This is a genomic window from Microcystis sp. BLCC-F210 (assembly GCF_042134685.1).
GTDB lineage: Bacteria > Cyanobacteriota > Cyanobacteriia > Cyanobacteriales > Microcystaceae > Microcystis > Microcystis aeruginosa_D.
In genome coordinates, this window is record NZ_CP169647.1 from 1641154 (window position 1) to 1655731 (window position 14578).

Sequence of the window (14578 nt, forward strand, 5' to 3'; positions counted from 1 at the left end):
GGTAGGAAGTTTCAAGGCAGCCTCAACAATTTTCGCCAACCAGTCCAGTTTTTCCCTCGCTGGTTAGATATTTGAATATACACAAAGATTAGTGATCCCTGACTTAACAGTGCTATAATTAGCTAGGTAAAATTTTGTAACGATTCTTAATCTTGAACCTACCTGATAGTCAATGCTCCCCTCCACCCTGGGTGGTGGCAGTCGTTTTGGTGCGAGAAAAATTTCTCCGATCCAACCCAATCCCCTTAAACCTTTCTAGGGTTCCCCCGACCGCCAAAATTTTGACCTAACTACCCAGAATTAAGAGACTTCAGATCATACCATGAACTCTGTTATTCGTCAACAGCGAGCACTGATCACTGGAGCCAGCAGCGGCATCGGCAAAGAAACCGCCCTCGCTTTCGCCAAGGCGGGAATTAATCTGGTTTTAATCGGTCGCAATCAGCAAAAATTGGCAACCGTGACGGCAATGGCGGCAGATTTAGGCGTATCAGCCCAAGCTTACCCCTTAGATTTGGCAGATATCCCGGAAGTAGCCCCTAGGATCGCTAAAATCGCCCGAGAATCCGGACCGATCGATATCCTGATCAATAATGCTGGCATGGGTTACACAAATCCCTTAGCTGACACACCTTTGTCAGACTGGCAGCGGGTGATCGACCTGAATTTAACCAGTGTTTACCAGTGTGTGCAGGGGATTTTACCCGCCATGCGTCAACAGGGGGGAGGCACGATCATTAATGTTTCCTCGATCGCCGCCGATAATTTTTTTCCTGATTGGGGGGCCTATAGTGTCAGCAAAGCTGGATTAGTGGCATTTTCTCGCATTCTAGCGATCGAGGAGCGGGCCAACGCCATTCGCGTCACGATTATCACCCCCGGTGCTGTCAATACTCCCATCTGGGACGGCGATAGCGTCAAAGCAGATTTCGATCGCTCGGCCATGTTAACCCCGGATATCATCGCTCAGGCAATTCTACAAGCGGTGTTACTGCCTAAACAGGCCGTAGTGGAAACGATGACCATTATGCCCAGTGCGGGGGCATTATAACCCGAAATACTTCTATTTATCAATCAATTCGCCTACAGGCATCTTCATTATGACCATAGCTTCTTCTAACGGTTTAAACGGTAATTTAACCGACGCTATTCAAGCACGCGTGACCACTCGCCCCGATCGCAACACCCACAATGGCAAAACCGCTCAAATTCATCCAACTTCCGACGAAAACAAAGAACAGATGATGGATGCGGTCAGAAATATCCTGATCTCGGTGGGGGAAGATCCCGAAAGAGAAGGTTTATTAAAAACCCCCAAACGAGTAGCCGAAGCGATGCAGTTTCTCACCCAGGGTTATCAACAATCCCTAGAAACCCTCGTTAATGGTGCGATCTTCGATGAAGGTCATAATGAGATGGTATTAGTGCGCGATATTGACTTCTTTAGTCTCTGTGAACATCATATGTTACCCTTCATGGGGCGGGCCCACGTTGCCTATATTCCTAACCAAAAGGTAGTCGGATTAAGTAAATTGGCCCGCATTGTGGAAATGTATTCCCGTCGTTTACAAGTCCAAGAGCGTCTCACCCGTCAGGTTGCCGAAGCAATTCAAGAAATTCTCGACCCCCAAGGGGTTGCGGTAGTCATGGAAGCAACCCATATGTGCATGGTGATGCGCGGGGTGCAGAAACCGGGATCCTGGACTGTCACCAGTGCCATGTTAGGAGTCTTCCAAGACGAGCAGAAAACCCGCGAGGAGTATCTTAACCTGATCCGTCATAAACCTAATTTCTTCTAGTCAGGGAAATGGGGAAATGGGGAAATTCAACTAAAACCCCAAAACCCCCCGCAACGCGCACGCAGTGACCACCCCAACACCCCAACACCCCAACACCCTAAAACCCTAAAACCCTAAAACCCCAACAACCAAAACCTTCTAACTGATCACTGATCACTTAATTTTTGCAGTCGCTCTAACAAGAGGGCGACTTTTTTCAGGTCTTTATCACCCGGCGATCGCTCAACGCCGCTAGACACATCAATGCCATCGGGGTGCAGCCGAGTTAAAGCTTCACCAATATTATCGGGGTTGAGTCCTCCGGCGAGAAACCAGGGCAAGGGGGGCGAAAAACTGGCCAAGGCTTGCCAGTCTAAGGTATGTCCCGTACCGCCGAGCAATTGGGGATGGTAGGCATCTAAAAGCAAAGTATCGACGCTATTGAAGTAAATTGCCGACTTTTCCCAACTTTCTCTGTCTTTAATCCGCAAAGCTTTGATAATTTCCCGGTCGGGTAATAATTGCCGCAACCTTTGGCAATATTCGGGAGATTCGCTACCATGTAACTGCACACTTGTCAAGGGGGTTTTAAAAATTATTTGCTGAATAATTTCGGGTTGCTCGTCGGCAAAAACCCCGATAAAATCGATTTTGTCGGGGATTGCGGCGATAATAGCGTTAATTTGCTCGATGTTGACGTAACGAGGCGAACTCGGTACGAGGATAAAACCTAAGGCCGTAGCTCCTAAATTAGCGATCGCTTGTCCTTGGTCTGGTTGGGTAATGCCGCAAATTTTAATTCGCATTTAATCTTATTCGCAAAACGTTACAAAAACTGTTAAGTATTCAAACAAAAAGCAGTTTCGGGTCAAGAGCTTTTTATAATGCCCTGTGATTAACAAAATCTTATCAAGACTGGAGCGCCAATGATCCCTTCCACCTTACTTTTAGCCACCGCTCAAACCATTCCCTGGAATTTATCCGTTGGCATTACCATGACCTTAGCTAATCTAGTAGCCTTCGTTATCGGTTATTTTGCCATCCAAAATACCGGGGCCGGCCCTGCTTTACCCTTACCGCAGTTAGCCTCGAAAAAAAGCTTCGGTCTGCCAGAATTATTAGCTACCATGAGTTTTGGCCATATTCTCGGTGCGGGACTGGTTCTCGGTCTTTCTAACGCGGGTATTCTCTAATCAGTAATCAGTAATCAGTGACCAGTAAACCTCAGATAGAGGAGCCAGTAGTCAGGCTTCGGCCGTGAGCTCAGCCGAACGGAGAACTAAGCATAAAGAGATTCTAGGCAACTTCATCCCTATTTTCCCATTTTTGAACTCTCAAAAGTTAATTATGCCATAAGTCTAGTAATCGTCCAGATCGGTTGATTATTCTGGCTGCTGGCGAGAAAATTAAGGCTCTTCGTTACCCTTTATGCTAAATCAACAGACAAGATGCCAAGACAACATACTTCTAACCCAAAAATTCCGAAAGTTTCTAAAGCCATAGCCTCTCCGTTTTATTAGTTTAAGTTTATTGTTGATTCCCTCGACCACCCCATTTGTTGTCCTTTGCTCGAAATAACTAATTATTTCTCCAAACCAGTTTCGGATTGTTTGACAACTCTTAGTAAAAACACTGGAGGATTTTGCCAACCATTCCGAGATGGATAGCATTCCCTCTGTCGGATTCTCTGAGGTTTCATAAATCTTTCTAAATTCTTCCTTTAATTCCTGCATCTTTTTCAAATTTGGAAAATTTTCTTTGATAGCTTCTAGTTTGATTTTTTGGGTTTCCGTTAAATCTTTTTCATTTTTTAACAAGCTATATTTACTTCGCTTTAAAACTTCTAGCTTCGCTTCTTTTTCCGCTTTCTGTTTTTTATTTTTCTGCGCTTCTACGGCTCTTTTTTCTGCTTTTCTCTGTTCGTCTAACTCTTGATTAATTTGTTTCATTACATGGAATCTATCGGCGACTACCTCGGCCGATGGCATCAATTCTTTCACCAAATTTTTATAGGGCAACCAAAGGTCTATGCTGACTTCTTCAATTTGCTCTAATACCTCTTTTCCCCACCCCGTAAGCGTTTCCCTCAATTCTTCTTGTGTTCGCTTCTCTAGAATAGCTATTAGTTTTCTCGTATCTAAATTTACTAAAACCGCACAGTAATTTTTTTGTCCTTTGACTAGAGCGATTTCATCAATTCCTAGTCTTTTTAATTTCGATAGGTCTGTCTCTGTAATTTCTTCAGCTATGTCCTCTATCATTCTTTGAATCTCTTCTTCCGTTACGTCATTTCTTCGGCTAACATTTAAAATATCTCCTGATTTTAATTGTTCGAGTATATTCTCGGCTAGTCTTTTCGTATAGGTTCGTTTCTTGGCGACAAAATCTAACTCTTCGCTAAAGGGTTTCTGACAATTACCGCACTTAAATTGACGACGATTAACTTGTAGGTACACTGGTTGACCTGAGGGCGGTAAATCTTTGACTAAATGTCGATGATTTTGGTGGAGTTTATCGCTCTCTAACCCACAACGAGGACAGACTGCTTTTTTATTTTTCGATTCGACTGGTCAAACTATACCGATATTTTCTAGGTGTAGATAGCCTTGAATAGAGGTTCCTTCTAGGTTCAAAAATTTGTCAAGTATCATAAGTAAAATACTCTGGTTTTTGGCTATTATATCAAATCTTAACTCGATTGTCTATCTTTTGGTATTAACCAGTTTGTGCCTTAAACCTTTTCCTGTATGGGTTTCAGCTATTTTTGGGCGTAGGCTCTCTCATCGAATTTTATTTTAAGTTAATTATTTGCATAACAGTTACCGAAGAGCCAAAATTAAGAAAGCAGTGGCCCAAGTTGAAGCTGGAGACTTTGCTGACGAAGAAAAAGCAGTATTGGCTAAATTAACCCATGAAAGTTAGATGGCTGCGGAAAGCAGTATCGAAAATAATTGGTAAATCCGAACGTTGCTAATCGCTTAATTAATCGTAAATATTGCCTCTAAAGTTAATCTCATAAATAAAGATTTCGTCTGTCTCCTTGCCGATTTCAAAAATAACTCGCATTTTGCCAACAGGAATTCTGGAGAATCCTTTTAACTCACCTTTAAGTTTTTTGATATCAAGTTCTTCAGGGGGATAAACGTTTTGAGTTTCAAGGCAGGTTTTGAGAATACCAATTTTAGTTAAAACAGATTTTCGGCTATTGGCATCTAGTTTCTCCAAAAATTTATTGGCTGATCTACTGATCCTGATCTTCACGATTAAACCAGCCTGTAATATCAACGAAGCCGTCGTCTTTGTAATCAACAGGATTAAAGTTTGCTTCTATGTCAGCTTGTTCTATATCATCAACATAGGGAATCAGCATCTCGAAGAATTTAAACCACTCTTCCCGCATAACTTCGCGGACGCTTTCCTTGATGATGGTTTTGAGCATTAGAGCATCTAAGGTGTTTGCCGGCTCCATATATTTTCCTCCAATCTACTCAAGAAAACGGGTTTCTTACAGCAGTTATCTTAATGATCAGGGCTCTTCGTTACTTGGTATGGTTCGATAGGGGGCATAAATCGACTAAATCCTTATCTGGCAAGGAATTTAATTGATTAGTTCGCTTTAGATCAAAAGCAATTGACAAAAATCGCCAAATGCCTTTCTATATAAGGGTTTCATCCCTTATAACCCCCGTCCATTGCATAAGACAAACCGAAGAACCATGATCAGGTAGGCAGTTTTCGTTTTGGGGAGTCGGTGGTCGATACCAAATTAGGTTACACTTCATCTTGATGAGCAATATTGTAACAATTTTTTGAGGCTCAACTAAGTCATTAATGTAAATTCTCAGAAGTAAAATGTAGGCTGCGTTATACGGCGACAATCTTGGCTTTTACTTAGGAATAACAATCCGTCGTAACGCACCAACGACGAGACATATTAAAAGTAGAATAATACCTAATTATAGATAAAAATCGGGCTAAAGCCTCGACAACGAACCTGATTTTATGACAAGGTTTGTAGTTGCGCTCCCCTCGCTAAACTTTGGATGTTTGAACAAGAAATTAAGGTTATGAATTACCTCCTAACGAGTCTAAATATCGCTGATAGGCTTGTAGTTGTTCTTCCTCTGAGAAAAACTGTAAAGCCGGATTTTCGGTTAACCACTGGTCAAAAGAGAGGATATTAACTCCTTTAGATTTTAAGTATCTTTGATAAGCTTCTCGTTGTTCTTGTTCGGAAAAGTGCTGTAATGCAGGGTTTTGATTAACCCATTCTTCAAAGCTTAATACTTGGGATGTGCTAGAAGGAGGTTGTGGCTTGGGGGTTGGAGTTTGAGGAGTTGGATTAGAAAATGATTGGTTATTGCGATGATCTTCCTCTGTGTAAGAATACCAGTAAGCTTGTATTTTTCCTTGAGGTAAGGTGATTTTATTCCAGTCTAGCCACATATCCTCTGCTTCAATTTTAGCTCTAATTTCTGCCATTGACCGACTTTTTTCAGTATAATTAAACCCATGCCATTCTTGGCTCAAAGTCTGTGCCATATAAATTGCCTCTTTTAAGTTAGTTCGATTAGGAAAACCTCTGATATCACTGTCTGTTTGGAGATGTTTCACCAAAGCAGCAGTGGCAGCGTCATAAACCGGATTCAAAGCAAAACTCATAATAGTTCCCTGTTTTTTTGACGGGAGAAAATCTAATCCGAATCTATCTAATTCCTGAATAACATTCTGTAAAATATAGACAACACCTTCAGGATATTCGGTTTTCAGTGCTTCTTTTATGCTTCTACGATATCCATAAGCAATCTTTTTTTTTGCATCTTCTTTTCTAAATGAATTTAAGGAAATAAAAGGACTTGCTATACTCAAAAATAATAAAATTATTGCTATAGCTTTACTTAGACCAAAGGGAAGATAAAACAAAAGTAAGGCAAATGGAGTAAGTACAATAATACTGAACGCTGGGAAAATAATGTAGATAATTCCTGTGCCATCAACGATGGTATGTTTAATTACTTTGTTCTTCATACAAAATACCTGTCTTTATTTAGGTAGGAGAATAATCATTTTGGTATTTTCTTCTTGTTGATGATTCTGGTGTTGATGGTTTATAATCTTCTAAATCATCATTATTAGCATCATCTTCTGGATTATCATTATTGGCATCATCAGTAGCTTCTTCATCAGTTACTTCAGACTTTGATGGTTTAGAATCTCCCTCATCAGAATCTTCAATTTTAGAACCTGGCGATGGTGAAAAATCTCCTGGTAAACCACCTCTATCAGTACCTCCTTTTTTAGTGCTTTTATCTTTGTCTCCTTCTTCCTTTCCTTTATCTTCGTCTCCGTCTTCCTTCTCCTCATCAGTTGGCTCATTTTCGGGAGTCTCAGATTGTTCTGATTCCGATTGTGCCACAGACTCCTCATCTGTTGATTCATTTTCGGGAGTCTCAGATTGTTCTGATTCCAATTGTGCCACAGACTCCTCATCTGTTGATTCATTTTCGGGAGTCTCAGATTGTTCTGATTCTAATTGTGCCACAGCCTCCTCATCTGTTGATTCATTTTCGGGAGTCTCAGATTGTTCTGATTCTAATTGTGCCACAGCCTCCTCATCTGTTGATTCATTTTCGGGAGTCTCAGATTGTTCTGATTCTAATTGTGCCATAGACTCTTCATCTGTTGATTCATTTTCGGGAGTCTCAGATTGTTCTGATTCTAATTGTGCCACAGACTCGTCATCCGTTGGCTCATTTTCAGGAGTCTCAGATTGTTCTGATTCCAATTGTGCTAAAGCCTTCTCATCAGTTGATTCATTTTCGGGAGTCTCAGATTGTTCTGATTCTAATTGTGCTAAAGCCTTCTCATCAGTTTGTTCTATTTCTGCTGAATTTTCTAAACTTTCAGAAGACTCTTGACTTTCTGTTGTCGATCTGCTTTCGATATTCATATAATTTTTAAATTTTGGTTAATAAATTAATAATTTAGGGCTCTACCGAACCTGTCATGTAAAACTATTAACAACTCATGCTTGTAAAGTTTGTATAGTAAGGCTTTGAGTTTTTGTTAAATTGATATTTATCAACTTTAGAGCATTGCTGGACAGAGAAGGAGCTTGGGGAATTTTCTACATTGTAAGTTTGGAAGAACCTAATTTAGGAAGGTTTAGATGATTGGATAACGTAACTGATAGCTTGAGGATTATCAACTCGTTGAGAAGCATCAAGAATTTCAATACCCACTATTTTCCCCTCATCATTATAGTCAAAAATCATGCCGTTTTCGTCTTCATCACTTTCTGCGATTGTAGTTTCACAAAAGATAATGTTCATGATATCTACTTCTGGATCATAAATAATTTTCATGGCTTTCCCCAATACTTATTAATTTTACTGGTTCGGTAGGCTGTAATCACTTCTATTGGTTCTCGATCGCTCTCAACAATAAGTCGTAAAAGGTATTCTTTACCGTCTCCAAAGTCTAGGCGAGATTGATAAACCTTTCGATTATTATAACCCGATACTATCTGTTCTGGATTGTTGAGTACCGATTTTACTAATTCTGGGGGAATATCCCGTTTTTCCATTTCTTGTAAAACATGGTCTTTCAATATATATTCGGTTTCTTCTAGTTGAGATTGTTCTTGTTCCCATTGTGCTAAAGCTTCATCATCATTTTGTTGTATTTCCGTTAAGTCTTCTGGATTTTCCGAAGCATCTTGACTTTCTATAATGCTCATAGGCTGTTACTTCCTCGTGAATCAAACATCTCTGATATGCTTGTTGTTGTTCTTCTTCTGATAAAACCTGTAAGGCAGAATTGTGATTAATTTATGCTTCTCTATTCTTCATAAATAAATTACCTCTTTAAAAGACTTGATAAAACTATTTTTACGACTTTGATTAAGAGCATTGATTCCACATCGGTATGCTACTTCTTGGGTATAACACCAAGCCTTATCCAAATAATTCTCCTCCCGAACATTAGTTACAGTTAAAACAAGTCTAGCAAGATTTTTCATAGCATCAGTCTTAGATTGAGCCTTTCTGAACTTTTCCCAAGCCTCTTTAAACTCATCCTTGGTTTCCTCCACTAACTTAATAATATCATCCCGATACTCACAGCGATCTGTACACAAAGAACAATTAATACTCGATTCCTTCCCTACACTAAACTGACTCATATAACTCCGCACTTCTTCATCAGACTGCTGCGGACTAAAATTCTCATCAAATCCTCGATAACGATTCTCTATCGAAGACTTACCCTCATAAGTCGGTGGTACAGGATCTTTATACACTGGGACATCAATAAAAGTCGCCTTCTGTAGTCCAGTATAAAATATTGCTGCCCTCCCTGTCTCGCATTTTCCGAGAAAATCCCGCTGCTCCTCACTCATAATCATAGCATTGGCGATCGCCTCTCGATCATGAGTATCCCGCAACTGATGAGCAATTTGTACATTAGTATTTCGCATCGCATCTCGCGCTAATTTTTCGGGACTTTGATCAGCAATAATTAACCCTTCTCCATAAGCTCTGACCTCTGCTAACATATTACAAAATGATTGTACTGCTTTAGCTTTGACATCCGATGTCCCTCCCTCTTCACTCCCCTTAGAAGCCACATTTTCTAGAACATTGTGTGCTTCTTCTACTAAAGTAATATGGGTTAATTCCTTACTAGGATTTAATTCTCGATATTCTCGTAACATAGTTAAAAAGAACATCACCAACAAAGACTTATCTTGCTCATTGAGATCATTAAGTTCTAAAATAACTGGATGACCAAATAACTCCTCAGCACTTGGCTGAGAAATAGGACGACTAAACATTAACCCCTTACTTCCCATCAGTAATGGTTTGATTCTCCCCTTAATCGATGCTTCTAGATTACTTTTAACCTCTCCTTGATACCCCCTTTCTTTTAACACCTTTTCTACAGCAAGATAAAAATCCTGCATCGTCGGAAACTGACGAGGTTCTGCTTCAGTATTTCTCCCTTTATCAGTTAATTTCCAGCCTTTTTGTTGATAGATAACCTCCAATCCTTCCGCAATGACAGAAGGTAAAGGACCCACATGGGGTAACGCTCCCTCAAAACAGGTTTGTAGTTTAGCAATATGTGCTTCCACCCTAACACCTGGCATTAATTGAAATGGATTAAATCGCAACGGCGAAACAGTTTCATCTCCTAATGTATAAATTCTCAATTGATTCTTGAAAATATCTACTTTGCGTAAACCTCGATATTCTTTCTTTGCTGATTCAATCACTAAAAAAGGAATCTGAAACTTGCGCCAAAATTGATCCAATAAATACAAACAAGTGTTACTTTTTCCACTTCCGGTAAACCCCGTAATTAGCGCGTGTTTAGTAAAGGCATTTTTCGAGAGAGTGGCCCTACCTCCCACATGAAAACGCCCCAAATCAATATTATCAGGAGGAATTTCCTCATTGCGCGGTCCTGGATGGAAATCTGGGGGACGCTGTTTAACCGGAATTCCTGGTACTCCCCCTTCCACCGAAACCGGAAACCGAAACGCCGAAGCAGCACCTCGGCCATCCATCAAATAGCGCAATCTTCGCAGAGAATCATGAGGCGCATTTTTACTGTGTAAATTGAGGATAAGAGGGCTAAAATCGAGTAATTTACAGACAGCTTGTAGGTAGGAACAATTGGGATAGGGAATCACTTTTGCTCCCGATGGGATAGGTTCTGTTTCTCCTAATGGGGACTCATAAGCTTGTTCTTCCCGCAAGGTACTTGCTAACGCTGAAGCAACTTGTTGAGCGACACTTTCATCATGGGAAAAGCAAAAAATTGTCGCCAAAAAAGGATGAGTAAGTCGGCGTAAATTTGCCGCATATAGCCTCGACTCCCAACGCAACTGAGGATCAGTTTTACTTTGGGAAGGGTTAACTTGAGCATTGCCAAAATTTGTCCCTCTAGTTTGCATTTGGGCTAAACTTTCCGCTTGTCTGGCAATATCAGCAATTAAGTTTTTTTCTTCAGGTTTAAGTTGAGTTGGACTGAGGAGGATACAGATACTCATCGGTAAATTTTGTGATGCAATCGCATTAAAAGGAACAAGAAATGTTCCTCCCGCGCCCCACCAAGGACGAATCCCGTAAAGTTGTTTTTCTTGCTCAGAATAAATCAACTCTTTGGGAATCGAAAATTCCGCCTCAGTAGCAGAATTTTGAGGATTACCCGTAATCGGAGTATCTTGTCTGATAGGAGTTTTAACTTCTTCCTGGCAAACTTCAAAACAATAGTTGTAATTATAATTCTCTGACAACTCTTGTAATTGTGCTTGATTCAGGACTTCTGGCTCAAAACCAAAAGATGCTAACATTCTCCTTAAATCTGTAAGCAGAATATTCGCTTGATTTTCTCCTTGGGAACTTTTAGGAGTGCGTAACCGCCCTAAAATATAACTATCAATACGTTTATGAGTCTGATTGAGATCAAATCTAAGAGCATAAGTCACATCACCACTGCTGCGCCACAACCCAGAGACAAATTGTGTCCAGCGACGACAATATTCCTGGATGCGTTCCGGTGGTTCTTTTCCTAATAGAGTATGATCGAGGAGGAAATCAGGTAAAAAGAGAATTTGCAATCCAAACAAAAATCCTTTAGCAGTATCTTGTTTGGGGTTTAGGTAGAGTATATTTGAATAAGAATCTGTTGATAACATGATGGTTTAGTGGCGATTCGTTCCCGTCCAATTTTAAAGGCGAAAGCCTGAAACCTAAATGGATTAACCAATATTATAACCTGAACTTTGCTTGTCGGCCGACACTGCAATAAAATGTAGGGGGCGTTAGACAGCGACAATCTTGGCTTTTACTTAGGGCTAACAATCCGTCGTAACGCACCAACTACGAGAGCTATTAAAAATAGAATAATGCCTAATTATAGATGAAAATTGGACTAAAGCCTCGACAACGAACCTGGAACGCACTAACCACGAAATATATTAAAAATAGAATAATGCTCGCCAATTTTAGTTAAAACAGATTTTCGGCTATTGGCATCTAGTTTCTCCAAAAATTTATTGGCTGATCTACTGATCCTGATCTTCACGATTAAACCAGCCTGTAATATCAAGGAAGCTGTCGTCTTTGTAATCAACAGGATTAAAGGTTACTTCTATGTCAGCTTGTTCTATATCATCAACATAGGGAATCAGCATCTCGAAGAATTTAAACCACTCTTCCCGCATAACTTCGCGGACGCTTTCCTTGATGATGGTTTTGAGCATTAGAGCATCTAAGGTGTTTGCTGGCTCCATATATTTTCCTCCAATCTACTCAAGAAAACGGGTTTCTTACAGCAGCTATCTTAAGGATTTTAGTTTTCTCAAGCCATTGTTCGAGGCAAGTCAAGAGATTGGGAGAGATTCAGGTAATCTAAGGATAGACGGTTAAAGTGCATCTTAGCTTACCTGATAACGTTCTTAAAATCTATCAGTCGCCAAAGTTACTCATTTTAGCTATCTGGCTATATAAATAAGTAACTTCAAAAGGTTTTAGATAGGGTTTTGGTTTCTATATTTAACCCCGATCCTCACAAACAAAGTCCACTACTCGATCGATTTCTCGGGATGAGCGGATACGACGACTACCGCTGCCGAGTTCGCCACCACGACAATTGGCCCACCAACGCTCGCGACTGCCATTAACGATCGCATCAAATTCTCTAATTCTGCCACTATCATAATAACTGCGGCGATCAACGACAAAACGACCGATATTGGGGAGGCGAAATTCTTCATAAACATTACCGTCCCAACCGCCACCAGAATTACCGTGATGGTCGTCGGTGCGTACCTCAAACTCGCCCCGACAACCATTTCTCACCACAATATTGCCGTTTTCGAAATCCCAATTACCCTCACAGGGAGCAGCGGAGCGAGTACGGATTAATCTGACTTGGGCCCATCTAGCGTTCACAGGACAGCGAGTAGTGCGGCCGCTTTGACTTTCACAATTAACTCTCGTGGTTCTGGCCGCTGCTGGCTCGCTCCCTAGGGGATAAATTAGCAACAAACTGAGACTAGATAATAAAATTTGGCGAAACATTGTCTCTATCTCCAAGAAATTCTCTAGTTTATCTTACAGGGGTATCAAGAAAATGAGTAGTAGTTGCTTGAGGTGCGTTAATCAACAAAAAAGAAGGGTGATTTAACTTCACCCTTCCCCCTATTCGGTAAATTTTCTTGCCATCTTTAGAGAGCGTTACCGCGAGGTAATACTTCTTCAGGGAAGATAAAGTTTTCGTGGGGTTGGTCTTGGGGAGCCATCCAAGCTCTCAGACCTTCGTTAAGCAGAATATTTTTAGTGTAGAAGGTTTCAAATTCCGGGTCTTCGGCCGCTCTCAATTCCTGAGAAACGAAGTCATAGGCCCGTAGATTAAGAGCTAATCCAACCACACCCACAGCACTCATCCATAAACCAGTCACGGGGACAAAGAGCATGAAGAAGTGTAACCAACGTTTGTTAGAGAAAGCGATGCCGAAGATTTGCGACCAGAAACGGTTCGCAGTCACCATGGAGTAGGTTTCTTCCGCTTGGGTGGGTTCAAAAGCTCGGAAAGTGTTGGAACCTTCACCGTCTTCAAACAGGGTATTTTCTACCGTCGCTCCGTGAATAGCACAGAGAAGCGCACCACCGAGGATACCAGCTACACCCATCATGTGGAAGGGGTTAAGAGTCCAGTTGTGGAAGCCTTGGAAGAAGAGAATGAAACGGAAGATACCAGCCACGCCGAAGCTAGGGGCAAAGAACCAGCTAGACTGACCGAGGGGGTACATCAGAAAGACACTGACGAACACCGCAATCGGGCCAGAGAAGGCGAGGGCGTTGTAGGGACGAATGCCGACTAAACGGGCGATTTCAAACTGACGTAGCATGAAGCCAATCAAGCCGAAAGCACCGTGGAGGGCGACAAAGGGCCATAAACCGCCGATTTGACACCAACGGGTGAAGTTACCTTGGGCTTCCGGTCCCCAGAGAAAGAGGATGGAGTGACCGAAGGCATCGGCGGGGGTGGAGACGGCTACAGTCAGGAAGTTGCCGCCTTCCAGGTAGGAACTGGCTAACCCGTGGGTGTACCAGGAGGTGACGAAGGTGGTGCCGGTTAACCATCCACCTAGGGCCATGAAGGCGCAGGGGAAGAGTAGTAAACCAGACCAACCGATGAAGACGAAACGGTCTCTTTTGAGCCAGTCATCGAGAGCATCAAACAGCCCTCTTTCTGGGGCGCGTCCGACAGCAATGGTCATAGGGGTTTTCTCCGAAAAATGTATATTATTGCTAAGATTCTGCGCTCTCTTCTCCATCTATCCGAGCAGGCCAGCAGATGTGTAGAAGAATTGTGAGAAATCTTTACTTTTCTTAACTTACACCATATTGGGAAAAATGGCCAAGATTTTTTAGGTCGATCTTAAAAAAATCTAAAATTTTTCGGGGAGACCACTTCTTGCGCGACGTTCGGCGAAGCTCAGTCGAGCGGACGGTGAGCTTGTCGAACTGCCGTTGCGGGGGGAGACCACTTCGTGCGCGTTGCGGGGGGATTTGGGGAGATGTGCCACCTCAATTGCTTGGTATTGTCGTCTTCACGTCCTTAGTGGGATGCTAGACCCCTCTGTGCGGCAATTATCCCCAAATTGAGGTGATTAAACCCCGCAGTGCGCTATTAAGTCTTATTAAGGAGTGTTAGACCGATGGAAGTGGGATAGTAGGATAAAAGAACCACCATTTAAGCTAAACATCGCCAGGTGTTTAGGGACT

At 41.7% G+C, this 14578-nt stretch carries 14 protein-coding genes and 1 pseudogene; 3 read left to right on the top strand and 12 right to left on the bottom strand.

Translation table 11 applies throughout. The features are described from left to right. Positions 1–322: 322 nt before the first annotated feature. Both ACE3JL_RS07840 and folE read left to right on the top strand, forming a co-directional pair. Positions 323–1051: an SDR family oxidoreductase gene (locus ACE3JL_RS07840; protein ID WP_271989125.1), complete on the top strand. Its 729-nt coding sequence runs from the start codon at positions 323–325 to the stop codon at positions 1049–1051. Between the two features lie 49 nt (positions 1052–1100). After that, complete coding sequence (gene folE / locus ACE3JL_RS07845) at positions 1101–1799, top strand: GTP cyclohydrolase I FolE (RefSeq protein WP_271989126.1); 699 nt, start codon at positions 1101–1103, stop codon at positions 1797–1799. Positions 1800–1945: 146 nt separating this feature from the next. Here the strand turns inward: folE and ACE3JL_RS07850 are convergent, their stop codons facing one another. Beyond that, complete coding sequence (locus tag ACE3JL_RS07850; protein WP_375329215.1) at positions 1946–2584, bottom strand: phosphoribosylanthranilate isomerase; 639 nt, start codon at positions 2582–2584, stop codon at positions 1946–1948. 120 nt (positions 2585–2704) lie between these two features. On the opposite strand from ACE3JL_RS07850, the gene psaK reads away from it, so the two are divergent. Beyond that, the gene (gene psaK / locus ACE3JL_RS07855; protein WP_002736399.1) at positions 2705–2971 is read left to right on the top strand and encodes a photosystem I reaction center subunit PsaK; all 267 of its coding nucleotides are present in this window, start codon (positions 2705–2707) and stop codon (positions 2969–2971) included. 243 nt (positions 2972–3214) lie between these two features. On the opposite strand, the pseudogene ACE3JL_RS07860 reads toward psaK, so the two are convergent. The 11 genes and pseudogenes from ACE3JL_RS07860 to psbD all read right to left on the bottom strand — a co-directional run bounded on the left by ACE3JL_RS07860 (position 3215) and on the right by psbD (position 14070). Beyond that, positions 3215–4429 (bottom strand): annotated as a pseudogene (locus ACE3JL_RS07860) (ISL3 family transposase). Between the two features lie 331 nt (positions 4430–4760). After that, a complete protein-coding gene (locus tag ACE3JL_RS07865) occupies positions 4761–5063 on the bottom strand; it encodes a type II toxin-antitoxin system RelE/ParE family toxin (protein WP_002765934.1) in 303 nt (100 codons plus the stop codon). Beyond that, entirely contained in the window at positions 5020–5247 is a 228-nt protein-coding gene (locus ACE3JL_RS07870; protein WP_002765933.1) for a hypothetical protein, read from the bottom strand. The genes ACE3JL_RS07865 and ACE3JL_RS07870 overlap by 44 nt, the downstream gene beginning before the upstream one ends. Before the next feature lie 596 nt (positions 5248–5843). Continuing rightward, positions 5844–6806: a hypothetical protein gene (locus ACE3JL_RS07875; RefSeq protein WP_375329216.1), complete on the bottom strand. Its 963-nt coding sequence runs from the start codon at positions 6804–6806 to the stop codon at positions 5844–5846. 19 nt (positions 6807–6825) lie between these two features. After that, entirely contained in the window at positions 6826–7728 is a 903-nt protein-coding gene (locus ACE3JL_RS07880) for a hypothetical protein (protein WP_375329217.1), read from the bottom strand. 205 nt (positions 7729–7933) lie between these two features. Continuing rightward, positions 7934–8143 carry a DUF2283 domain-containing protein gene (locus ACE3JL_RS07885; RefSeq protein ID WP_271989764.1) on the bottom strand — a complete coding sequence of 70 codons (210 nt, stop codon included), beginning with the start codon at positions 8141–8143 and terminating at the stop codon, positions 7934–7936. After that, complete coding sequence (locus tag ACE3JL_RS07890; protein ID WP_271989765.1) at positions 8140–8517, bottom strand: DUF4258 domain-containing protein; 378 nt, start codon at positions 8515–8517, stop codon at positions 8140–8142. The genes ACE3JL_RS07885 and ACE3JL_RS07890 overlap by 4 nt, the downstream gene beginning before the upstream one ends. Positions 8518–8625: 108 nt before the next feature. Next, positions 8626–11481 (bottom strand): ATP-binding protein, encoded by a 2856-nt coding sequence (locus tag ACE3JL_RS07895; protein WP_375329218.1) that lies wholly within the window; start codon positions 11479–11481, stop codon positions 8626–8628. A gap of 369 nt (positions 11482–11850) precedes the next feature. Further along, a complete protein-coding gene (locus ACE3JL_RS07900) occupies positions 11851–12078 on the bottom strand; it encodes a hypothetical protein (RefSeq protein WP_271989768.1) in 228 nt (75 codons plus the stop codon). A gap of 262 nt (positions 12079–12340) precedes the next feature. Further along, positions 12341–12868, bottom strand: coding sequence for a DUF3011 domain-containing protein (locus ACE3JL_RS07905; RefSeq protein ID WP_271989769.1), 528 nt, complete (start codon positions 12866–12868; stop codon positions 12341–12343). Between the two features lie 146 nt (positions 12869–13014). Continuing rightward, positions 13015–14070 carry a photosystem II D2 protein (photosystem q(a) protein) gene (gene psbD, locus ACE3JL_RS07910; RefSeq protein WP_002737445.1) on the bottom strand — a complete coding sequence of 352 codons (1056 nt, stop codon included), beginning with the start codon at positions 14068–14070 and terminating at the stop codon, positions 13015–13017. Positions 14071–14578 lie beyond the last annotated feature (508 nt).

Coding starts and splice junctions, on each gene's coding strand:
- ACE3JL_RS07895 (WP_375329218.1), bottom strand. CDS start 11,481: ATGTTATCAACAGATTCTTATTCAAATATACTCTACCTAAACCCCAAA.
- folE (WP_271989126.1), top strand. CDS start 1,101: ATGACCATAGCTTCTTCTAACGGTTTAAACGGTAATTTAACCGACGCT.
- ACE3JL_RS07890 (WP_271989765.1), bottom strand. CDS start 8,517: ATGAGCATTATAGAAAGTCAAGATGCTTCGGAAAATCCAGAAGACTTA.
- ACE3JL_RS07880 (WP_375329217.1), bottom strand. CDS start 7,728: ATGAATATCGAAAGCAGATCGACAACAGAAAGTCAAGAGTCTTCTGAA.
- ACE3JL_RS07850 (WP_375329215.1), bottom strand. CDS start 2,584: ATGCGAATTAAAATTTGCGGCATTACCCAACCAGACCAAGGACAAGCG.
- ACE3JL_RS07905 (WP_271989769.1), bottom strand. CDS start 12,868: ATGTTTCGCCAAATTTTATTATCTAGTCTCAGTTTGTTGCTAATTTAT.
- ACE3JL_RS07875 (WP_375329216.1), bottom strand. CDS start 6,806: ATGAAGAACAAAGTAATTAAACATACCATCGTTGATGGCACAGGAATT.
- ACE3JL_RS07870 (WP_002765933.1), bottom strand. CDS start 5,247: ATGGAGCCGGCAAACACCTTAGATGCTCTAATGCTCAAAACCATCATC.
- ACE3JL_RS07840 (WP_271989125.1), top strand. CDS start 323: ATGAACTCTGTTATTCGTCAACAGCGAGCACTGATCACTGGAGCCAGC.
- ACE3JL_RS07885 (WP_271989764.1), bottom strand. CDS start 8,143: ATGAAAATTATTTATGATCCAGAAGTAGATATCATGAACATTATCTTT.
- ACE3JL_RS07900 (WP_271989768.1), bottom strand. CDS start 12,078: ATGGAGCCAGCAAACACCTTAGATGCTCTAATGCTCAAAACCATCATC.
- psbD (WP_002737445.1), bottom strand. CDS start 14,070: ATGACCATTGCTGTCGGACGCGCCCCAGAAAGAGGGCTGTTTGATGCT.
- psaK (WP_002736399.1), top strand. CDS start 2,705: ATGATCCCTTCCACCTTACTTTTAGCCACCGCTCAAACCATTCCCTGG.